The sequence below is a fragment of the Amycolatopsis sp. CA-128772 genome (assembly GCF_002904295.1).
Taxonomy (GTDB): Bacteria; Actinomycetota; Actinomycetes; order Mycobacteriales; family Pseudonocardiaceae; genus Amycolatopsis.
On sequence record NZ_PPHG01000029.1, the window covers coordinates 80,874 to 100,508 of the forward strand.

The following is a 19,635-nucleotide window of genomic DNA, read 5'->3' on the forward strand; positions in this document are numbered from 1 at the left end:
GCGAGGGAGATCAACCATGGCCGGCACCGCAGTCCGACACCCCGATCGAGCAGGCTCGTCGGTTCCGTTCAAGCGCGTGAAGGCGGCCGCGGCCGTGACCGCGGCCGTGGCGGCGACCGTCCTGGCCGCACCGATCGCCACCGCGGCACCCGCAGCGGATCCCAGCTCCGAGTACCACCTCGAGTACGGCGCGAGCTACGCCCTCGGCCACGTGCGGTGGCACCAGCGATCCGTCGACGTCGACTACTCGATCAAGGCCTACGGCTGCCGCCAGCTGGTGGCGTACGGGTACGACGCCAACGGTGTGAAGCGAGGGTCCAACTACTCGGTGTGGGTCTGCGACACCACGTACACGGACACCATGAACGTGCCGGTGGACATCGCGGGCGGTCCGGCCTTCGTCAGGTTCTACTTCGTCGACGAGAACAACACCACGCTCGACACGAAGAAGTACCTCCACCCGTGATGGGGAGGCGGCCCGGGCCGGGGGGCCGATGACCGGCTCCTTCGTGCCGGAGGTTCGACCTCCGGCACGAGGGAGCCCGGTCGGGTTCGTCCCCGGGCCGCGCGCTAGCGGCGGCCCAGCCCGCGGATCAGCACCATCACCGCGTCCCGGACCTCCGCGCGAGTCCGCTGCGGCCCGAACACCTGCCAGTCCAGGGCCACCACCAGCATCGTCCCGAACAGGCCGGCCGCCGCCGTCGGGATCTGCACCCCCTCCGGCAGGCGCCCGGCCGCGTCCAGCCGGGACAGCTGCTGCTTCACGATCGAGATGATCTCCTCGCGCAGCAGCGACAACGTCCCGTGCCACTGGCCCGGCGTCCGCCACAGCTCGCTCACCAGGATCTGCGAGAACCCCGGGTACTGGGCGATGAACTCCAGCGTCGTGTCGACCTGCGCCTCGATCACGTCCAGCGGATCGGCGTCGGACACCGCCGCGCGCAGCCGGCCCGCGAGCATGTCGACGCCGTACCGCAACAGGGCGTCGACCAGGCCGTCCTTGGAGCCGAAGTTGTAGTACACCGTGCCCTTGGCGACGCCCGCCGCGGCGGCGATGTCGTCGACCGTCAGGCCCACCAGGCCCCGGCTCTTCGAGAGCTCCAGCGTGGCCTCGAAGAGCTTCTGCTTCGTCCCGCCGCTCACAGGCTGAGCTCGGGCTTGAGCGCGGACACCGTCCAAACGCGACGCTTGCGGGCGGCCAGCGTGGACACCAGGATCCCGCCCACCAGGTACGCCAGCAGCACGCCGATGTCGCCGAGCAGCCGGCCCGTCGAGGCGCCGCTGTAGAACAGGTGGCGGAAGCCGTCGATCGCGTAGCCCATCGGCAGCACCACGTGCAGCGGGTACAGCGCGTCCGGGATCGTCTGCCAGGGGAACGTGCCGCCCGCGCTCACCAGCTGCAGCACCAGCAGCACCAGGCCGAGGAACTTGCCGACCGCGCCGAAGAACGCGTTGAGCGCGTGCACCACCGACGTGAACGCCCATGACACCAGCACGGCGAACCCGATCGCGCCCAGCGGGTGGGCGATGTGGATGCCGACCAGCCAGGTCACCGCGCCGAACAGGACGACGACCTGCGCGATGCCCAGCAGCGCCGAGGACAGCCAGCCGCCGACCGCGACCCGGAACGGGGCCGCGCCCGCGGTCAGCGCGCGCGTCGAGAGCGGGCGCAGGATCAGGAACAGCACGAACGCGCCGATCCAGGTGGCCAGCGAGATGAAGAACGGCGCGAGCCCGGCGCCGTAGGTGCCGGCCGACGCCTCGCCGTTGGCGTTGACCGCCACCGGGTCCGCGATCGTGGTGGCCGTCGCGGCGCGCGTCGGGTCGTCCGGGTTCGGGATCTGCTGGAGCCCGGCCGCGAGCCCGTCACGCAGCTTGACCGCGCCGTCGGCGAGCTGGTTCGTGCCGTTGACCGCGGTCTTCTCGCCGTCGCTGAGCTGGGACGCGCCGTCCTTCAGCTGGTTCGCGCCGTCGGACGCCTGCGCGATGCCGCTCGCCAGCTGGGGCGACGCCGCGGCGAGCTTGGCCGCGCCGTCGGACACCTGGCGGGCGCCGTCGGCCAGCTTCGCCAGGTCGCCGTTGGCCTGGTGGATCCGGCTGTTGGCCTGGTCGACGGGGGAGCGCAGCTGGTCGGCGCGCGCCAGGATCTCCTGGACCTGCGTCTCCGGCACGCCCGCGCCGCGCAGGTCGGTCTGGAGCTGGCTGCGGTAGGAGTCGAGCTTGCCCTGGATGTCCGACGACGCCGTCGCGGCGGTCGAAGCCGCGTCGGCGACCTTCTGGTCACCGGCGGCCACCTGCGAAGCGCCGCTGGCCAGCTTCTGCGTCTGCGAAGGCAGGTCCGCGGTGGCGCTCTTCAGCGTGCCCAGGCCGGTCGCCAGCGTCGACGAGCCGTCCGCCAGTTTCGCCGCGCCGTCGGCCAGCTTCTGCTGCCCGGTCTTGAGCTGCGTGGCGCCGTCGGCAAGCTGCGAAGCGCCGTTCGACGCCTCCTGGATCTTGGCGTAGATCGTCGAGAAGCCGACCAGGAACCGGTCCGCGGCCTCGCTGCCGACCTTCTCCGCGATCGTCTTGCGCACCTGCTCGGCGACCTGCTTGGCGATGGTGCCGGAGAGGTAGTTGTTGGCGTCGTTGGTGGTCAGCGTGATGGTCGCCTGCTGGGGCTGGAAGTTGCCCACCGACAGCAGCGCGGCGGAGAAGCCGCTGGGGATGCCGATCGCGAAGGAGTACTTGTCGTCGCGGACGCCGTCGCGGGCCTCCTGCTCGGACACCTCGTGCCACTGGAAGGTGCCGGACTTGAGCAGCTCGTCGGTCACCTCGCGGCCGACGTTGCGCTCCTGGCCGCCGGCGTCCTTCGCGCCGGCGTCACTGGTGAAGACGGCGGCGGGCAGCTTGTCGAGCCGGCCGTACGGGTCGTAGTTCGCGTACAGGTAGAAGGACGCGTAGAGCAGCGGCACCAGCACGAGCGCGACCAGCGCGAGCTTCGGCAGGGTGCCGGTGGAGAGGCGGCGCAGCTCGTTGCGCGCGATCCGGAAGGCGTTCATTCGGTGACTCCGTCAGTGCTCTCGGGGAGCTCTTCGGTGGGTTCGGGTTCGGGGGTTTCCGGGGGAGCGCAGTGCTCCGGGGCGGGCTGCCCGGCCGAGCCGAGGAGCGCGGGCGTGACCGGCAGCGCGGCCGCCGGCGTCGTCGCGGCCAGCACGACCACGGCCAGGCCGCGCGTGGCCTGCACCCGGGCCGTCGCGACCCAGCTGCCGACGTCGCTGGTGTGCCGGTCGGGCGTGTCGAGGACGAGCACGCGCACGCCCTTGCGCTCGGCGGCCAGCTCGGTGAGCAGCCGGGTGCGCACCGCCGGGGCGAGGTTTTCGAACCGCGTGCCGGCGAAGGGCGCGGCGTCGTGCTCGCCGAGCCAGCGGGCGACGTCCTCCTTGCCCGCCGGGCGGTGCGCCAGCGCCAGTTCCTCGCCGACGACCACGCGCAGCGGCAGGGCGTCGTCGGGCTCGCTGACGCCGGGGGCGTCGACGACGGCGACGAGCTCGGTCAGCGGGGCGTCGACGCCCTCGGCGTGCACGGTGCCGGTGGTCGGCTTCAGGCGGCCGGCCAGCGCGAGGCCGAAGGCGGTGACGCCGACGCCGGGTTCGCCGTGCACGATCGCCAGGTCGCCTCCGCCGACGGTCAGCGAGGTGGGCGGTAACAAGGGGCCGTGGTGCCCTTCGAGGGACACCCGATCGGCTCGGACCTGCACGGTTTCTCCCGCTTCGCGAACTTTTGAACTGACCGGTCAGTTCAAAAGCTAGCCCGGGGCGCGGGTGGCAGCAAGATCACCGGACGCACGTCACACTTGTGGGTGGCTCACGAAGGCGATGCGGGCTCCGGGCACGGCCGACTGTCGCATTTCGGCGACACCGGCGCAGCCCGGCCGCCCCGGAGGGGGTATCGCGCAGCCCGGCCGCCCCGGAGGGGGTACCGCGCAGCCCGGCCGCCCCGGAGGGGGTACCGCGCAGCCCGGCCGCCCCGGAGGGGGTACCGCGCAGCCACCCGGGCCGTGCTCACCGGAGGGCCGCCGCCGGGCGCACCTCCCACGTGGTCCACAGCGGACGGTAGCCCTGCCGGTGCCAGAACACCGAGGACAGCGGGTTGGTCGGGTTGTAGTAGAGGTACGTCCGGGTCGCGCCGCCGCGGTGCAGCTCCCGGTGCACGTGGGCCATCAGCGCCCGGCCGAGCCCGCCGCCGCGCTCGCCGGGCGCGGTCACGACGTTGTTCACGTACCCCCAGCGCCCCGCCGGGAGCAGTTCGCCCGCTTCGCTGCCCGGCACCGCGTCGATCCACGCGCAGTGCGCGAACGCGCGGAGCTCGCCGCCGGCTTCGACCAGCCAGACCGGCGGTTCCTCCTCGGCGAGCGCCGCCCGCAGCGACGGCGCCAGCAGCTCGGCCGTGTTGGCCCGGCGGGGCGCGGCGACCAGCCCGGTGTAGTCGAACGTCGCCGCCGCCAGCGCCAGCCCGGCCGCGAAGTCGCCGGGCCCGGCGCGGCGGACGGTGACCCCCGGCTCGGCGTCGGGCGGGGGAGCGGTCCGCACGCCGACCGCCGACAGGGGGACGAGGCCGTGGTCGAGGAAGGCGCGGATCGCCTCGGCGTCCCGGCTGGGCCAGACGACCACGCACGCCGAGTCGTCGCCGGTCGCTTCCGCGGCGAGCCGGCCCTTGAGCGCCCGCAGCAGCAGGTCCAGGCCTTCGGTGCCGGTCGCGCCGAAATACGGGAAGAGCTGCCAGGTGTCGGCGGCCGACCACAGCATCGGGACGTCGCCGGGCGCCAGCCGCTGCCGCTGCAGCACGCCGGTGACCCGCGTGCCGGCGGCGGTCGCCGCGTCCAGGCGCTCGCCCTCGGCCGGGGGCGCGGCGGGCGGCAGCAGCGGGTCGACCGCGGCGAACCGCGCCCGGTGCGCCGCGAGCAACGGCTCGGCGATGTCCATGGTTCCCCCTCGGAGCGCGCGGTCAGGACCAGGCCGGACGCCGGATCCACATGGTCCACAGTGGACGATAGCCCTGCCGGTGCCAGAACACCGGCGAGAGCGGGTTCGCCGGGTGGTAGAAGAGAAACGTCCCGCGCGTCCCGGGCCGGACCAGCTCCCGGTGCGCCACCGCCATCAGCGCCCGGCCGACCCCGCCGCCGCGGGCCGCGGGCGCGACCGACAGCGTGTCGACGTACCCCCAGCGGCCCGGCAGCAGCCGCCCGTGGATGCTGTCGCCCGGCGCCGGCGAGGCCAGCGCGCAGGCGGCCATGCCGGACGGCACGCCGTCGGCCTCGGCCAGCCAGACCAGCCCGCTGAAGCGCAGCGAGCGGACGACCTCCGCGCGCAGCAGCGCGCGGGCGCCCGGGCGCGGCACCGCGGTGCCGACCAGCGACGTGTAGCGCCATTCGGCCAGGCGCAGTTCGGTCAGCGCGTCGACGTCGCCCTCGCCGGCCCGGCGGACGGTCACCCCCGCCGGCCCCGGCTCACCGGGCGGGTCCGGCGGCCGCACCGCCAGCGCCGTCATCGGGGCGAAGCCGTGCGCCAGCAGCACCGCCGCCGCCTCGGCGTCGCGGCTCGGCCAGGTCAGCGTGCAGGCCGAGTCCGGGCCGGCCGGCGTCCCGCGCAGCCGGTCGTGCCACGCGCCGAGCAGCGCGGCCAGGCCGGCCGCGCCGCTGTCGCCCGGCACCGCGGTCAGGTCCCGGATCTCCGCCGGTCCCCAGAGCGTCGGCCAGGACCCCGGCGGGTGCACGACGTGGGTCAGCAGGCCGCCGGCCCGGCGCCCGCCGGCCGTCACGACCAGGGGCTCGTTCGACGGCGACGGCGGGGCCGCGATCGGCGGGAGCAGCGGGTCGAGCGCGGCGAAACGGGCGTTCTGCTGCGCTTCGAGGGGGTTCACGAGCGGTGCGTGCGGAAGATCGCGGTGCCCGGGAAGAGCTTGCCGCGCAGCGGGCTCCACTGGCCCCAGACCCGCGTGTGCCCGGCCGGCCACTCGGGCTCGACCAGGTCGGTGAGGGTGAACCCGGCGCCCGCCAGCGCGCGCACGTAGTCGCCGAGGGTGTGGTGGTACTCGACGTAGGTGGCGGTGCCCTCGTCGTCGACCTCGACGTAGGGCGTGCGGTCGAAGTACGGCTGGGTGACGGTGAGCCCCTGCGGGCCCGGGTCGTCGGGGAACATCCACCGCATCGGGTGAGTCACCGAGAACACCCACGGCGCGCCCGGCTGCAGCACCCGGTGCACCTCGGCGAACACCGCGTCCACCGAGGCCACGAACGGGATCGCGCCGAAGGCCGAGCAGGCCGCGTCGAAGCTGCCCGACGCCAGCGGCAGCTGCTCGGCGTTCGCCTGCACGAGCGGCACGGCCAGGCCGGTGCGCGCGTTGCCGTCGCGGGCGTGGCGCAGCATGCCGGCGGAGAGGTCGGTCGCCACGGCGTGCGCGCCCTCGGCGGCCAGCCAGCGCGCGCAGGCGGCCTGCCCGCAGCCGACCTCCAGCACGCGCTTGCCGCGGACGTCGCCGAGCAGCCGGGCGTCGGCCTCCCGGACCCCCTCCGGGCACCAGACGAAGTCGGCGTCGCCGAGGAACCCGCCGTGCTCGGCCTGGTAGTCGTCGGCGTCGGCGTCCCACCAGGCCAGGTTCGCTGCCGCGGCCTCCGCCCCGCCGACCTCGCGGTAGGCGACCGCCGAGGTGCCCAGCCGGTGCTCCGCGGCGTCGTGGCGCCCCGGCGCGGGCGCCTCCTCCGGTGGCATGATGGTGTCTCCGGTCCCGGTGGGCCTCAGCTGCTCCACCTGCATCTCGGTGCGTGCGGTTTGCTTCCGCGAGGACCTTAGCGAGCCAGGGGGACCCTGATTGTGCCGCCTAGCGGCTGCCGCGTAGGATAAGTGTTAGCGCAGTGGGTTCGCGCTGCCTTCCGCTCAGCTTCTGGTTGGGACTCGGGTCGCGCACCGTATGCGGGTCATGCCGCGGTCGTTCACTGGTGGACGTTTGCTAGCAGGGTCGACGCATGCACCCATTCGCGCCGACAACTGCCAACCCTCGATTCCATCCACCGGAGCAACCCGCCTAATGACCACCGACACCGCCACCGCCCCGACCGCCCCGATCGGGGCCCCGCAGGTCGCCATCAACGACATCGGGTCGGAGGAAGATTTCCTCGCGGCTATCGACAAGACGATCAAGTACTTCAACGATGGTGACATCGTCGAAGGCACGATCGTCAAGGTCGACCGCGACGAGGTCCTGCTCGACATCGGCTACAAGACCGAGGGTGTCATCCCCTCGCGTGAGCTCTCCATCAAGCACGATGTCGACCCGGCTGAGGTTGTCACCGTCGGCGATGAGGTCGAAGCCCTGGTTCTCCAGAAGGAGGACAAGGAAGGCCGTCTGATCCTGTCCAAGAAGCGCGCGCAGTACGAGCGCGCCTGGGGCACGATCGAGGAGCTCAAGGAGAAGGACGAGCCCGTCAAGGGCACCGTCATCGAGGTCGTCAAGGGCGGCCTCATCCTGGACATCGGCCTGCGCGGCTTCCTCCCCGCGTCCCTGGTCGAGATGCGCCGCGTGCGCGACCTGCAGCCGTACGTCGGCCGCGAGCTCGAGGCGAAGATCATCGAGCTGGACAAGAACCGCAACAACGTGGTCCTGTCCCGCCGTGCCTACCTGGAGCAGACCCAGTCCGAGGTGCGCAGCGAGTTCCTCAACGCGCTCGCCAAGGGCCAGGTCCGCAAGGGCGTCGTGTCGTCCATCGTCAACTTCGGTGCCTTCGTGGACCTGGGTGGCGTCGACGGCCTGGTGCACGTCTCCGAGCTGTCCTGGAAGCACATCGACCACCCGTCCGAGGTCGTCGAGGTCGGCCAGGAGGTCACGGTCGAGGTCCTGGACGTCGACATGGACCGCGAGCGCGTCTCGCTGTCGCTGAAGGCGACCCAGGAAGACCCGTGGCGCCAGTTCGCCCGCACCCACGCGATCGGCCAGATCGTGCCGGGCAAGGTCACCAAGCTGGTTCCGTTCGGTGCGTTCGTCCGCGTCGAAGAGGGCATCGAGGGCCTGGTCCACATCTCCGAGCTGGCCGAGCGCCACGTGGAGATCCCGGAGCAGGTCGTCCAGGTCAACGGCGACGTCATGGTCAAGGTCATCGACATCGACCTCGAGCGCCGTCGCATCTCGCTGTCGCTGAAGCAGGCGAACGAGGGTGTCACGCCGGACACCGAGTTCGACCCGACCCAGTACGGCATGGCCGCCGAGTACGACGCCGAGGGCAACTACATCTACCCCGAAGGCTTCGACCCGGACACCCAGGAGTGGCAGGAAGGCTTCGACAAGCAGCGTGAGGAGTGGGAGCGCCAGTACGCCGAGGCGCACACTCGTTACGAGGCCCACATGAAGCAGGTCGTGAAGGCCGTCGAGGCGGACGCCGAAGCGGCGGCCGACGCGGCGACCGGCATCGAGGGTGGCGCGGAAAGCTACACCTCGGGCTCGGCCCCGGCCGACTCCAAGAGCAGCGGTGGCACCCTCGCCTCCGACGAGCAGCTCGCGGCGCTCCGCGAGAAGCTCTCCGGCGGTGCGTGAGCACTAGCTCTCCGAGCTGAACGGCAGAACCCCCGGTCCCTCGTGGACCGGGGGTTCTGCCGTTTCCGGGACTGTTGCTTTCCGCAGCCTGAGCCGGCCGTCGCGCGGGTCAGCGGTTGCGCAGCGCTCCGGCATGCATGGTCGCCGGCGTCGCGCGGTCAGGGGTTGCGCAGCGCTCCGGCGGTGGTGCGGAATCGCGTGGCGGGACGTGCCGGCGGTGTTCGGTCCGTGGCAGACGATGTGGACCTGGCCCCGCTCCACAGGGGGCTGGGTCGAACTACACGGATCTGCTGAGCGAGCCGCCTGATCACGCGATCGGCCGCTCCCGCGGCGGGTGGAGCACGAAGGTGCACCACCTCGTCGACGGCAACGGCCGACCGCTGGTGACGCTGGTCGGGTCCGGCCAGGCCGGAGCTGCACCGATGTTCCCGCACCTGATGCGGCACCTACGCATCCGCCGGGCTGGACGCGGTCGGGCGCGCACGAGACCTCACCGGGTTCGCGGCGACAAGGCCTACTCTTCGAGAACGATCCGCGGGCATCACCGATCAGCGGTCGTGCTGCACGCGGTGGTCACCTGGACCGAGGCATTGTCAGACACGCCCTAGATCAACCCTCCCCATCCCGAGTGGACCGGGGGCTCTGTCGTTTGCAGAGGCTCGCCCTTCCGCAGCCTGAGCCGGCCGTCGCGCGGGTCAGCGGTTGCGCAGGCCGAGGCCGGACATCATCGCGCTGACGCCCTGCCGGTACATCTCCTCGTTGGCCTCGTCGGTGGGCGGGATGAACCAGTCCGCCAGCGGCCGCCGCGAAGCGAGCATCAGTTCCGAGCCGACCAGGCCGTGCATGGTCGTCCACAGCTGGTACGCCGTCGACCGGGCGTCCGCGCCCGGCGGGCAGACCCGGTGGACGCGGGCGATGAACAGGCTGAACGTCGTCCGCAGCACCGCCGACCGCAGCGCCGGGTCGGGGTCGAAGCCCGGGACCGGGCGCTCGAACATCAACGCGTACCGCGTCGGGCTCTCCCGGGCGAAGGTCCGGTACTCCAGCGCGAGGTGCAGCAGGTCCGCGACGGCGTCCTCACTCGACGGCGGCAGGTTCTCCAGCAGCTCCCGCAGCGAGTCGAAGGTGCGCTCGTACAAGGCGTCGAGCAGGCCCGCGCGCCCGCCGAAACGGGCGTACACGGAGATCGTCGACGCGCCGGCCGCCTCGGCCACCCCGCGCACGGTCAGCCCCGGGACGCCCCGGTCGACCAGGACCGACAAGGCGGCGTCGAGGAAGCGCTCGCGGCCGCCCTGGTCGGCCGGCCGCATCGGCAAGTGCCTTGTGGCCACGGCGCACCCCCTTCGCGGCAGCCCGGCGCAAGCGGCGCCCGGGTGACCCACCCGCAGCAGAAGATACGATATCCGCGGCGTCTTGGGAATGTTCTGGATGTCCGGATCCGAGCGCCCCCGACCACTGGGAGGACTGGCGCGGATGGATCACCCCGAACCCGGCACCGTCGTCGTCACCGCGAGCGGCGACGGCACCTACACGCAGCGGGTCACGACGGCGGCCCACGAGCTGCTCGTCGACGAGCCGGTCGCGGTCGGCGGCGCCGACGCCGGCCCGAACCCGTACGAGCTGCTGCTGGCGTCCCTGGGTTCGTGCACGGCGATCACGCTGCGGATGTACGCCGACCGCAAGGGCATCCCGCTCACCCGCGCGACGATCCGGCTGCGCCACGACCGCATCCACGCCGAAGACTGCGCCCAGTGCGAAACCGAGCGGGGCATGCTCAGCCGGATCACCCGCGAGATCACCCTCGAAGGGGACCTCGACGACGACCAGCGCGCCCGGCTGATGCTGATCGCCGACAAGTGCCCGGTGCACCGGACGTTGTCGTCGGAGATCGCGATCGAGACGCGCGAAGCCGGGTCTTGACTCCCGGTTTCAGGGGGCGGGTGGTGAAGCCCCCGGCCCGAGGCGAAGCCTCGGTTGACCAAGACCCTCAGGCGGCGCGCACGGTCACCGCGATCGGGCGGGCCGGGCTGACGACCGGCACCCAGATGCGTTCGAGGGCGGCGGCGCGGGCCTTGCGGCGGAGGCCGGCGAAGCTGTGCTTGGCCGGCACCAGCAGGGCGCTCAGCCAGGTCCGGCGGTAGCCCGCCAGTGCGTCGCCCACCGGATGGTGGAGAAGGCAGTGCACCAGCCCCGGCGTGCCGAGCCGGTGCCGCCCGGCGTGCTTGCTGTCCGCCATCGTTCCTCCGCGTGGACGACTTCGTCGCGGGCACCGTACGCAGCCGGGCGGGGCCCGGTGGGTAAGCAACACGGCGTGTCCGGATATCGGTTGAGTCACGCGTCACGATCGACTTGCGGATCGGCCGTTCTTCGGGCATGCGCGCCGGGCGCCCGGCGGGTGACTAGGGTGATCGTCATGTTGCGTGTGGGGTTGACGGGTGGGATCGGGGCCGGGAAGTCGACCGTGGCGAACCGGCTCGCCGAACACGGGGCCGTGCTGGTGGACTCCGACCGGATCGCCCGGGAGGTCGTCGAACCCGGGACCGAGGGGCTCGAGCAGCTGGTGGCCGGATTCGGCGCGGAGATCCTGGCCGCGGACGGTTCGCTCGACCGGCCCGCGCTGGCCGCGAAGGCGTTCGCCGACGACGACTCGCGGCACCGGCTGAACGCGATCGTGCACCCGCTGGTCGGCGCCCGCACCGGAGAGTTGATGGCGGCCGCGAGGCCCGACGCGATCATCGTCCACGACATCCCGCTCCTGGTCGAGAACGGTCTCGCGACGGCCTACCACCTGGTCGTGGTCGTCGACGCGCCGGTCGAGGTCCGGGTGCGGCGGCTGGTGTCGGCGCGCGGCATGGCCGAAGCGGACGCGCGGGCGCGGATCCGGGCGCAGGCGAGCACCGAACAGCGCCGCGCCGTCGCGGACGTCTGGCTCGACAACGGCGGCGCCGAAGACGCCGTGCTCGCCGAGGTCGACGCGCTCTGGGCGGACCGGCTGGTGCCGTTCGAGGCGAACGTCCGGCTGCGCCGGCCGCGGCCGCCGATGGCGCCGAAGATCGCCGGCTACGACCTCACCTGGCCCGCCCAGGCCGAGCGGGTGCTGGCCCGGGTCCGCGCCGCGGCGGGGCCGCTCGCCCGCCGCGCCGACCACATCGGCTCCACGGCCGTCCCCGGCCTGCCCGCCAAGAACATCCTCGACCTGCAGCTCACCGTGTCCACAATGGACGACGCGGACGCGCTCGGCGAACTGCTGGCGGACGCCGGCTTCCCGCGGCTGGCCGGCGACTGGGCCGACGACGCCCAGGACGGCGACGGGTTGTGGCCCAAGCGCATGCACGTCAGTGCCGATCCGAAGCGCCCGGTCAACCTGCACGTCCGCGCGGAGGAGACGCCCGCGTGGCGGCTTGCCCTGCTCTTCCGCGACTACCTGCGCGCGAACCCGGACGAGCGCGACGACTACCGCGACGTGAAGCTGCGGCTGGCCGAAGCGCACGCCGCCGACCCCGGTTTCGAGGCGTACGCCGACGAGAAGCAGGAGTGGGTCAACGGCGTGTTCGCCCGCGCGGAGAAGTGGGCGGCGGCCACCGGCTGGACGCCCTGAGCCCGCATGTCCTTCAGCTGCGGCCAGCTTCCGGCCCAGCTCCCGGTCCGGCCGCTGAGCGGCCAGACCGGCATGTGCTCGCTGGCGTTGCGGATCCCGAGCCGGTTGCCGAACCGGCCCGACGATGCGCGCGTCGCCGAAGGGTTTCGCGATCTTCGACGGGGTCGTAGCCGACGAAGAGCACGTGGCGGGTGTCGTCGGCGGGACGGCCGAAGGACCAGAAGCCGCGGCTGGGGCTGGCTGCGGCCGGCCGTTCGCGCGCTGCCAGAGCAGCGTGGGCACCAGGGAGGCGGCGGCGATCAGGGCCCCCAGCCACAGCTTCGGCCGGCGCAGCAGCTCCCGCGGCCCGAACGCGAGCACGGCGAGCCCGGCCGGGGGCGAGGGTGTCCATCGCCCGGGCGAGGGCCGGCACGAGGGGTGGCTGGTCGGCGTAACCCCAGGCCAGGTGCTTTCCGGCAGCGAGGAAGTACAGCTCGTCGCCGAAGTAGCCGTAGCGGCCGGCGGTGAGCAGCAGCGCGGTGGCCGTACCCGCCGCGAACAGCAGGACCGGGAGCCGGGCGAACGGGGAAAGCCGCCGGGCTAGGGGTGCCGCCGCCAGGTCAGCGCGATGTCCCGGGTGGCCAGCCAGGCCGTGAGGTCGTAGCCGTGCGCGGCCAGCCCCTCGACGGCGGTGTAGGTGGTCTTCAGCGCGTGCTCGGCCTCTTCGGCGGTGACGAGACCCGCTTCGAGGGCCTCCAGGAGCTCGTCGGTGTCGATCACGCGGAGGGAGAGCTTGTCCTTGAGCACGATGTCGACGTACAGGTCGGTGGCGACCCAGCGCGGGCCGTCCCGGTGGACGCGGACGACGTCGAGGTAGAAGTCCTGGTCGCGTTCGTGGCCGGGGGAGAACCAGAAGTCGGTGAAGCGCAGGCCGAGCCCGGGCACCAGCCAGGACTCGAGGTAGTGGAACTGCGCGCGGCCCGGCGTCGGGCGGGCGAGGTAGAGGCCGAACGGCTCCTCGCGGAACTCCTCGACCTCCCGCACGATGCCCTTCGGGTCGATGTTCGCGCGCGCGGCGGGGTCGAAGACCTCGACCTTCGGGGGGTGCAGTTCGGCCATGCGGGTCATCCTGCCGGGCCGGTCACGAAACGCGAACTCCCGCCGCGGGCGTCACGCGTTCGGGCTAAGGTTCGCCGACCGTCCGTGACCGAGGGGGACTGGGGATGTTCGGGATCATCAGGCCGTGCCGCCACCGGCTGGCCGCCGGCCTGCACGCGGACTGGCAGGCGCACCTGTGCGGGCTGTGTCTCACGTTGCGCGACGAACACGGCCAGCTCGCCCGCATGGTCACCAACTACGACGGCCTGATCATCTCGGTGCTGGTGGAGGCCCAGACGCCCCGCGCGGACGGCCGGCGCGAAGCGGGACCGTGCCCGTTGCGCGGCATGCGGACGGCCTCGGTGGCCCGCGGCGAAGGCGCCCAGCTGGCGGCCGCGGTCTCGTTGGTCCTGGCGGCGGCGAAGGTCGGCGACCACGTCGAGGACCGCGACGGCCCGTTCGGCCGCCGCCCGGTGGCCGCGGCGGCCCGCCGGGTGGCGGCGCGCTGGGCCGAGCAGGGCAGCCGCACGGGCGGCCGCGTCGGGTTCGACACGTCGGTGCTGACGGAGGCGGTCCAAGGGCAGGCCGCGCTGGAGTCGTCGGTGCGGCTCGGCGATTCGCCGCTGGTCGCGACGGAACCGGCCGAGCGCGCGACGGCGGCGGCGTTCGCGCGCACGGCGGAACTGGCAGGCCGCCCGGGCAACGCGGGCCCGCTGGCGGAGGCGGGCCGCTTGTTCGGCCGGGTGGCCCACCTGCTGGACGCGGTCGAGGACGGCGCGTCCGACGCGGCGGTGGGGGCGTGGAACCCGTTGCTGGCGACGGGCACGGGACTGGCGGAGGCCCGGCGGCTGTGTGACGACGCGGTGCTGGGGGTGGAGCTGGCGTTGCGGGAGACGGAGTTCGCCCAGCCGTCGTTGGTGCACGCGTTGCTGGTGCACGAGCTGCGCCAGGCGGTGCGGAGGGCCTTCGGCCACGGCGCGGCTTGCGCTGCCGGGCATGACCCGTCGCCTGGCCACGGCTCACGGCCAGGGGTGGGCTCGTCCTCCGGCCGAGACCTGCTGCCCGGGGACGGCTCGTCGGCCGGGCAGTGCTCCCTGCCCGCCGAAGGCAGTTGGCAAGGCGCCCGGCCGGGCGAGCCGGCCGGGCAACAGCCGCCGCCCGGGTGGATCGGGCCGGGGCCGGCGCCGCAGCAGCACCCGCACCAGGCGCCGCCGGGGTGGATCGGGCCGGGACCGGCGCCGCAGCAGCACCCGCACCAGGTGCCGCCCGGCCGGAGCGGTTCCCCGCGGCCGCAGGGGTTCCCCCCACCGGGGCCGGTTCCGCCGCCGGGTGCCCCCGGTCCGGGCGGTCCGCACGGCCCGAACGGCCCGGGTGGGCCCGGCGGCCCGAACGGCCCCGGTGGGCGCGGCCCGGGTGGGCCCGGCGGCCCGAACGGCCCCGGTGGCCCGGGTGGGCCTGGCGGTCCCGATGACCCTGGCGGCCCCGGCGGCCCAGGCGGTCCCAAGGACCCCGGCGGCTCCCGCGAATCCGGCCCGTACGACGGCCAGGGCGGCGGCCTCTGGTACCCGAAATTCGCCGTCCCCCCGAAGAAGCGCAACTTCTTCCTCGGCTGCGCCCTCACGCCCTACATGTGCTGCACCTGCCAGTTCTGCTGCCGCGATCCCTATCCTGGCCCGTGGAGCGGAAAACCGGTGGCCACCTGCGACGGCTGCGATTGCGGCGGCGGATGTGACGGTTGTTGCGACTGTTGCAGCTGTTGCGACTGCAGCTGCTGAGGCACGGCCCGCCCCCGCTGTCGCCGCGCGAGGTCGACGCCGTCCTGCACTGCGCCGTCGACCGCCCCACTGTCACCTCGGTCACGCTCTTCCGGCCCCGCTGACCAGGGCCGACGGAAATTGTCGGTGGGTCGGCCTACTCTGGTCCACGTGGCTTTCGCAACCGAACACCCCGTGCTCGCCCAGTCCGACTTCCGGCCCGTCTCGGAGATCCCCCGGACCGGCGGCCGGTTCGAGGTGATCAGTGACTACCAGCCCGCCGGTGACCAGCCGGCGGCCATCGACGAGCTCGAACGCCGGGTCAAGGCGGGCGAGAAGGACGTCGTGCTCCTGGGCGCCACCGGCACCGGCAAGTCGGCGACGACGGCGTGGCTCATCGAGCGCGTCCAGCGGCCGACGCTGGTCATGGCGCCGAACAAGACCCTCGCCGCCCAGCTGGCGAACGAGCTGCGCGAGCTCTTCCCGAACAACGCGGTGGAGTACTTCGTCAGCTACTACGACTACTACCAGCCCGAGGCGTACATCGCGCAGACGGACACCTACATCGAGAAGGACTCGTCGATCAACGACGACGTCGAGCGGCTGCGGCACTCGGCGACGATGAACCTGCTGTCGCGGCGGGACGTCATCGTGGTCGCGAGTGTGTCCTGCATCTACGGCCTGGGCACGCCGCAGTCCTACCTCGACCGGTCGTCGAAGCTCGCGGTCGGCATGCAGCTGGACCGGGACGTCTTCCTGCGCGCGCTGGTCGACGTCCAGTACACGCGCAACGACATCGCCTTCGCGCGCGGCACGTTCCGCGCGCGCGGCGACACGGTCGAGATCATCCCGGCGTACGAGGAGCTGGCGATCCGCGTCGAGTTCTTCGGCGACGAGGTGGAGAAGCTCTACTACCTGCACCCGCTGACCGGGGACATCGTCAAGGAGGTCGACGAGGTCCGGATCTTCCCGGCGACGCACTACGTCGCCGGTCCGGAGCGGATGGAAAAGGCGATCCAGGGCATCGAGAAGGAGCTCGAGGAGCGGCTCGCCGAGCTGGAGCGCCAGGGCAAGCTCCTGGAGGCCCAGCGGCTGCGGATGCGCACGGCCTACGACATCGAAATGATGCGCCAGGTCGGCTTCTGCTCCGGCATCGAGAACTACTCGCGCCACATCGACGGCCGCGGTGCCGGCACGGCGCCGGCGACGCTGATCGACTACTTCCCGGAAGACTTCCTGCTGGTGATCGACGAGTCGCACCAGACGGTCCCGCAGATCGGCGGCATGTACGAAGGCGACATGTCCCGCAAGCGCAACCTGGTCGAGTACGGCTTCCGCCTGCCGAGCGCGGTCGACAACCGGCCGCTGACCTGGGAGGAGTTCTCCGACCGGATCGGCCAGACGGTGTACCTGTCGGCGACGCCGGGCCCGTACGAGATGGGCCAGGCCGGCGGCGAGTTCGTCGAGCAGGTGATCCGGCCGACGGGCCTGGTCGACCCGAAGGTGGTCGTGAAGCCGACCGAGGGCCAGATCGACGACCTGGTGCACGAAATCCGGGAGCGCGCGGACAAGGACGAGCGCGTCCTGGTCACCACGCTGACGAAGAAGATGGCCGAGGACCTGACCGACTACCTGCTGGAGCTGGGCATCCGCGTGCGCTACCTGCACTCGGAGGTCGACACGCTGCGCCGCGTCGAGCTGCTGCGCCAGCTGCGGGCGGGCGACTTCGACGTGCTGGTCGGCATCAACCTGCTGCGCGAGGGCCTCGACCTGCCGGAGGTCTCCCTGGTGGCGATCCTCGACGCGGACAAGGAGGGCTTCCTGCGCAGCGGGACGAGCCTGATCCAGACGATCGGCCGCGCGGCGCGAAACGTGTCGGGCGAGGTCCACATGTACGCGGACAAGATCACCGACTCGATGCAGCACGCGATCGACGAAACGGACCGCCGCCGCGAAAAGCAGGTGGCGTACAACAAGGAGCGCGGCGTCGACCCGCAGCCGCTGCGCAAGAAGATCGCGGACATCCTCGACCGCGTGTACAGCGAAGCGGAGGACACCGACCAGGTCTCGGTGGGCGGCTCGGGCCGCAACTCATCGCGCGGCAAGAAGCCGGAACAGGGCGACCGGGTCCGCAGCTCGGGAATGCTGGTGGACAAGAACGTGTCGGCCATGCCCCGCGCCCAGCTGGCCGACCTGATCCAGCAGATGACGGACCAGATGATGCAGGCGGCAAGGGACCTGCAGTTCGAGCTGGCGGCCCGCCTCCGCGACGAGATCTCGGACCTGAAGAAGGAACTGAGGGGCATGGACGCGGCCGGCATCAAGTAGCGCGGCGCCGGGCCGCCCCGGTCCGGGCCGCGGGTCGACTCGGGACCGGGGCCAGGCGAGGCCGCCGCAAGGCGGCTCGGCTCGGCTCCGGCAAGGGGCCTGAGCAAGCCCGGCAGCCCGCGAGCACAAGGCGAGATGGCCGCGGAACAGAACCACCAGCCACACCCCACCCTGCATCCCGATCCGAAGCCCCGACACGGCCGGTGCCACCGGGTCAAGGCACGCTTTCCCGCCTTGAGGCGGTGCCACCGGCCGTAGTCACAATGGGGCATCGGGATGAAGGGTTCTCATTCGGCAGAATCCCGGCCGGATCTCCTACGACCGACTCAGCCAAGCCCGCCCCGAGTCACTCCGGCGCCGGTGCAGGCGCGTTCTCATCAGCCTGCAGCATCCCGAAAACATTCCCCTCCGTATCCTTGCAATACGCCAGCCACCCCACTCCCGGAACCGGGCTCTTCGGCAACGCCAGCGTCCCACCGGCCCGGTTCACTTCCTCCAACGCACGATCCAGATCCGCCACGTCGATCGTGTTGACGAAACCGTGGACCGGAGCCGACGCCTCCGGCGCCGGGCCCTGCCGGGGTATCAGCCCTCCGTCGATACCGTCGCCCTCGCCGGTGGTGACCATCCAATACGGGGCATCGCCCCAGCGGTCGAACTTCCAGCCGAACACCGCCGTGTAGAACGCCGCCGCTCGTTCGGGGTCGCCCGCGTGGATCTCGAAGTGGACGGGACGAGGCATGCTCGCCTCCTCAGGCCGGGCCGTCAGGTGTGGTGAGAGTACGCCCGGCCTGAGGAAAGTTACAGCCGTGCCCGCAGCGTCAGGTCCGCGTCGAAGTCCGGGAAGCCGGCCGGAGCCGAGCGCAGGGCCAGCGATGTCGCCGGTGGCAGACCGGCCCAGCGCCGGACCGTCGCCGTCGCCGCCGCGGCGTCGGGCGTGGCCAGCTGGGCGATCTTCGAGCCGTGGTTGCCGCCCTCGACGTAATAGCGGTACGAATCCCGGCTGCCGAAGCCCAGTTCGAACGGCTCCGCGCCCCACGGGTCGTTCGAGCCGTACACGAACAGCAGGCGCGTGCCGCGGGACTTCACCCAGAAGTCGATGTCCGGCATCGCCAGGTAGTCGAAGCGCGGCAGGCGGATCGACGCCGGCACGAACGTCTTCGGCTGGTCCGCGCCCGGGTAGCGCAGCAGGTCGCGCAGATAACCGTCGTACGCTTCGGGGGAGCCCAGCTGGACCGCCGCCTGGTAGTAGTACGGGATGTAGGGCGCCAGGTCCTGGTCGGAGTAGGTGTTGAGGCTCTCCACCTTCTCGTACCAGGCGTAGACGTCGGCCGCGGGCGCTCCCGGGGCCGGCACCGTCGCGCAGTCGGACTGCTTCTGGTACTGCCAGAACGCGAAGTACGAGTCGATCACCGAAATCTCGAGGGACTTGTCCGCCGAGCCGACGATCGAGAACGTCAAGCCGCGCCGGGCCGCGTCCGCGGCGGCGATCGCGCCCAGTTCGGCACGCCGTTTCAGGGCGTCGCGCTGGATGGCCTTCAACGCGGCGCGGCACGCCGGGTCGGTGCCCACGCGCGAAAGGAACCGGTTGTAGACGTCGACCGGGTCGATGACGTCGTTGGGCGCGACGTACGGGATCGTCGCGTCGACGTCGTCGGGGAAGAAGCGGCGGAAGTACGTCGCGGTCATGCCGCCCTTGCTGCCGCCCGTGGCCAGCCACTTGCCCGGGTAGATCGCCTTGAACGCCTGCACCGCGCGGTGCTCGTCCGCGGCGGCCTGCCAGATCGTCAGCTGCTTCGCCCAGTTCTCCGGCTCCGGCCGCGAAGGCGTGAAGTAGCGGTACTCCATCGACAGCTGGTTGCCGTCGACGATCTGGGTGGGCTCGGACCGGTTGGGCGTGCTGCCGACGTTGTAGCCGCTCGTGTAGGCGACCGTCGGGGCGGCGAAGTCCCGGTGCAGCAGGGTGAACCGCTGCTGGAACGTGCCGGCTTCGGGGTGCCGGTGGTCGGCGGGCTGGGTGTAGGTCAGCTTGAAGAACCGGAACCCGGCCGGCGCCGCGTCCTCCGACACGATGGTCAGCCCGGGGATCCGCTGCAGCTCCGCCTTGATGTCGGGTGCCGCCGCGGCCGCCGGCGCCAGGCCGGCCAGCGCGAGCAGGACCGCACCGGCGGTGAACAGTCTGCGCATTCGAGCACCTTCCCGCTTGGAGCCTTCCGTGGGACCCTCACAGAACGGGCCGGGGTCGGCAATCGGCTGTCCGGGCGCAGAATCGGTCAGGATCCGACTTTCGGCGGGTGGCGCGACGCCCGGGGCGGC

The 19,635-nt window shown here is 72.3% G+C and carries 18 protein-coding genes and 1 pseudogene; 7 read left to right on the forward strand and 12 right to left on the reverse strand.

Annotated elements, in window-relative coordinates; all coding sequences use genetic code 11:
- The first annotated feature begins 16 nt into the window (after positions 1 to 16).
- Positions 17 to 466: a hypothetical protein gene (locus C2L59_RS14330; protein ID WP_146060387.1), complete on the forward strand. Its 450-nt coding sequence runs from the start codon at positions 17 to 19 to the stop codon at positions 464 to 466.
- A gap of 104 nt (positions 467 to 570) precedes the next feature.
- Here the strand turns inward: C2L59_RS14330 and C2L59_RS14335 are convergent, their stop codons facing one another.
- The 6 genes from C2L59_RS14335 to C2L59_RS14365 form a co-directional block, all read right to left on the reverse strand.
- Positions 571 to 1,143 (reverse strand): TetR/AcrR family transcriptional regulator, encoded by a 573-nt coding sequence (locus C2L59_RS14335; RefSeq protein ID WP_103350001.1) that lies wholly within the window; start codon positions 1,141 to 1,143, stop codon positions 571 to 573.
- Positions 1,140 to 3,038, reverse strand: coding sequence for a YhgE/Pip domain-containing protein (locus C2L59_RS14340; protein WP_103350002.1), 1,899 nt, complete (start codon positions 3,036 to 3,038; stop codon positions 1,140 to 1,142). Before C2L59_RS14340 ends, C2L59_RS14335 begins: the two co-directional genes overlap by 4 nt.
- Positions 3,035 to 3,736, reverse strand: a complete 702-nt coding sequence (locus C2L59_RS14345; RefSeq protein ID WP_103350003.1) for an ABC transporter ATP-binding protein — start codon at positions 3,734 to 3,736, stop codon at positions 3,035 to 3,037. The genes C2L59_RS14340 and C2L59_RS14345 overlap by 4 nt, the downstream gene beginning before the upstream one ends.
- A 304-nt stretch (positions 3,737 to 4,040) precedes the next feature.
- On the reverse strand, positions 4,041 to 4,961 hold the full coding sequence (locus tag C2L59_RS14355) for a GNAT family N-acetyltransferase (RefSeq protein WP_103350004.1): 921 nt from the start codon (positions 4,959 to 4,961) through the stop codon (positions 4,041 to 4,043).
- A gap of 22 nt (positions 4,962 to 4,983) precedes the next feature.
- Positions 4,984 to 5,898, reverse strand: coding sequence for a GNAT family N-acetyltransferase (locus C2L59_RS14360; protein WP_103350005.1), 915 nt, complete (start codon positions 5,896 to 5,898; stop codon positions 4,984 to 4,986).
- Positions 5,895 to 6,746, reverse strand: coding sequence for a class I SAM-dependent methyltransferase (locus tag C2L59_RS14365; RefSeq protein WP_103350071.1), 852 nt, complete (start codon positions 6,744 to 6,746; stop codon positions 5,895 to 5,897). The genes C2L59_RS14360 and C2L59_RS14365 overlap by 4 nt, the downstream gene beginning before the upstream one ends.
- A gap of 316 nt (positions 6,747 to 7,062) precedes the next feature.
- On the opposite strand from C2L59_RS14365, the gene rpsA reads away from it, so the two are divergent.
- Positions 7,063 to 8,562, forward strand: coding sequence for a 30S ribosomal protein S1 (gene rpsA / locus C2L59_RS14370; protein WP_103350006.1), 1,500 nt, complete (start codon positions 7,063 to 7,065; stop codon positions 8,560 to 8,562).
- 137 nt (positions 8,563 to 8,699) lie between these two features.
- A complete protein-coding gene (locus C2L59_RS50365) occupies positions 8,700 to 9,170 on the forward strand; it encodes a transposase (protein WP_370444741.1) in 471 nt (156 codons plus the stop codon).
- An 87-nt stretch (positions 9,171 to 9,257) separates the two neighbouring features.
- Here C2L59_RS50365 and C2L59_RS14380 read toward each other — a convergent pair whose 3' ends face one another.
- Positions 9,258 to 9,872: a TetR/AcrR family transcriptional regulator gene (locus C2L59_RS14380; protein ID WP_103350007.1), complete on the reverse strand. Its 615-nt coding sequence runs from the start codon at positions 9,870 to 9,872 to the stop codon at positions 9,258 to 9,260.
- A 163-nt stretch (positions 9,873 to 10,035) separates the two neighbouring features.
- On the opposite strand from C2L59_RS14380, the gene C2L59_RS14385 reads away from it, so the two are divergent.
- Positions 10,036 to 10,482 (forward strand): OsmC family protein, encoded by a 447-nt coding sequence (locus tag C2L59_RS14385; protein ID WP_103350008.1) that lies wholly within the window; start codon positions 10,036 to 10,038, stop codon positions 10,480 to 10,482.
- A gap of 67 nt (positions 10,483 to 10,549) precedes the next feature.
- On the opposite strand, the gene C2L59_RS14390 is transcribed toward C2L59_RS14385, so the two are convergent.
- Positions 10,550 to 10,798, reverse strand: a complete 249-nt coding sequence (locus tag C2L59_RS14390; protein WP_103350009.1) for a hypothetical protein — start codon at positions 10,796 to 10,798, stop codon at positions 10,550 to 10,552.
- A gap of 177 nt (positions 10,799 to 10,975) precedes the next feature.
- Between C2L59_RS14390 and coaE the strand changes: the two genes are divergently transcribed.
- The gene (gene coaE, locus C2L59_RS14395; RefSeq protein ID WP_103350072.1) at positions 10,976 to 12,160 is read left to right on the forward strand and encodes a dephospho-CoA kinase; all 1,185 of its coding nucleotides are present in this window, start codon (positions 10,976 to 10,978) and stop codon (positions 12,158 to 12,160) included.
- Between the two features lie 240 nt (positions 12,161 to 12,400).
- On the opposite strand, the pseudogene C2L59_RS48930 reads toward coaE, so the two are convergent.
- Positions 12,401 to 12,758, reverse strand: a pseudogene (locus C2L59_RS48930) (hypothetical protein); the annotation flags it as partial.
- Positions 12,740 to 13,258, reverse strand: a complete 519-nt coding sequence (locus C2L59_RS14410; protein WP_103350010.1) for a DUF402 domain-containing protein — start codon at positions 13,256 to 13,258, stop codon at positions 12,740 to 12,742. The gene C2L59_RS14410 and the pseudogene C2L59_RS48930, both read right to left, overlap by 19 nt.
- A 104-nt stretch (positions 13,259 to 13,362) precedes the next feature.
- Between C2L59_RS14410 and C2L59_RS14415 the strand changes: the two genes are divergently transcribed.
- Together C2L59_RS14415 and uvrB are read left to right on the forward strand one after the other, a co-directional pair.
- Positions 13,363 to 15,012, forward strand: a complete 1,650-nt coding sequence (locus C2L59_RS14415; RefSeq protein ID WP_103350011.1) for a DUF5685 family protein — start codon at positions 13,363 to 13,365, stop codon at positions 15,010 to 15,012.
- Positions 15,013 to 15,162: 150 nt separating this feature from the next.
- The gene (uvrB, locus tag C2L59_RS14420; protein WP_304485939.1) at positions 15,163 to 17,319 is read left to right on the forward strand and encodes an excinuclease ABC subunit UvrB; all 2,157 of its coding nucleotides are present in this window, start codon (positions 15,163 to 15,165) and stop codon (positions 17,317 to 17,319) included.
- Between the two features lie 346 nt (positions 17,320 to 17,665).
- Here uvrB and C2L59_RS14425 read toward each other — a convergent pair whose 3' ends face one another.
- Both C2L59_RS14425 and C2L59_RS14430 read right to left on the reverse strand, forming a co-directional pair.
- A complete protein-coding gene (locus tag C2L59_RS14425; protein ID WP_103350013.1) occupies positions 17,666 to 18,061 on the reverse strand; it encodes a VOC family protein in 396 nt (131 codons plus the stop codon).
- 59 nt (positions 18,062 to 18,120) lie between these two features.
- Positions 18,121 to 19,506 carry a S28 family serine protease gene (locus tag C2L59_RS14430; protein ID WP_103350014.1) on the reverse strand — a complete coding sequence of 462 codons (1,386 nt, stop codon included), beginning with the start codon at positions 19,504 to 19,506 and terminating at the stop codon, positions 18,121 to 18,123.
- Positions 19,507 to 19,635: the final 129 nt, after the last annotated feature.

Coding starts and splice junctions, on each gene's coding strand:
- C2L59_RS14330 (WP_146060387.1), top strand. CDS start 17: ATGGCCGGCACCGCAGTCCGACACCCCGATCGAGCAGGCTCGTCGGTT.
- C2L59_RS14340 (WP_103350002.1), bottom strand. CDS start 3,038: ATGAACGCCTTCCGGATCGCGCGCAACGAGCTGCGCCGCCTCTCCACC.
- C2L59_RS14355 (WP_103350004.1), bottom strand. CDS start 4,961: ATGGACATCGCCGAGCCGTTGCTCGCGGCGCACCGGGCGCGGTTCGCC.
- C2L59_RS14365 (WP_103350071.1), bottom strand. CDS start 6,746: ATGCCACCGGAGGAGGCGCCCGCGCCGGGGCGCCACGACGCCGCGGAG.
- rpsA (WP_103350006.1), top strand. CDS start 7,063: ATGACCACCGACACCGCCACCGCCCCGACCGCCCCGATCGGGGCCCCG.
- C2L59_RS50365 (WP_370444741.1), top strand. CDS start 8,700: ATGGTCGCCGGCGTCGCGCGGTCAGGGGTTGCGCAGCGCTCCGGCGGT.
- C2L59_RS14380 (WP_103350007.1), bottom strand. CDS start 9,872: ATGCGGCCGGCCGACCAGGGCGGCCGCGAGCGCTTCCTCGACGCCGCC.
- C2L59_RS14385 (WP_103350008.1), top strand. CDS start 10,036: ATGGATCACCCCGAACCCGGCACCGTCGTCGTCACCGCGAGCGGCGAC.
- C2L59_RS14390 (WP_103350009.1), bottom strand. CDS start 10,798: ATGGCGGACAGCAAGCACGCCGGGCGGCACCGGCTCGGCACGCCGGGG.
- coaE (WP_103350072.1), top strand. CDS start 10,976: ATGTTGCGTGTGGGGTTGACGGGTGGGATCGGGGCCGGGAAGTCGACC.
- C2L59_RS14410 (WP_103350010.1), bottom strand. CDS start 13,258: ATGGCCGAACTGCACCCCCCGAAGGTCGAGGTCTTCGACCCCGCCGCG.
- C2L59_RS14415 (WP_103350011.1), top strand. CDS start 13,363: ATGTTCGGGATCATCAGGCCGTGCCGCCACCGGCTGGCCGCCGGCCTG.
- C2L59_RS14425 (WP_103350013.1), bottom strand. CDS start 18,061: ATGCCTCGTCCCGTCCACTTCGAGATCCACGCGGGCGACCCCGAACGA.
- C2L59_RS14430 (WP_103350014.1), bottom strand. CDS start 19,506: ATGCGCAGACTGTTCACCGCCGGTGCGGTCCTGCTCGCGCTGGCCGGC.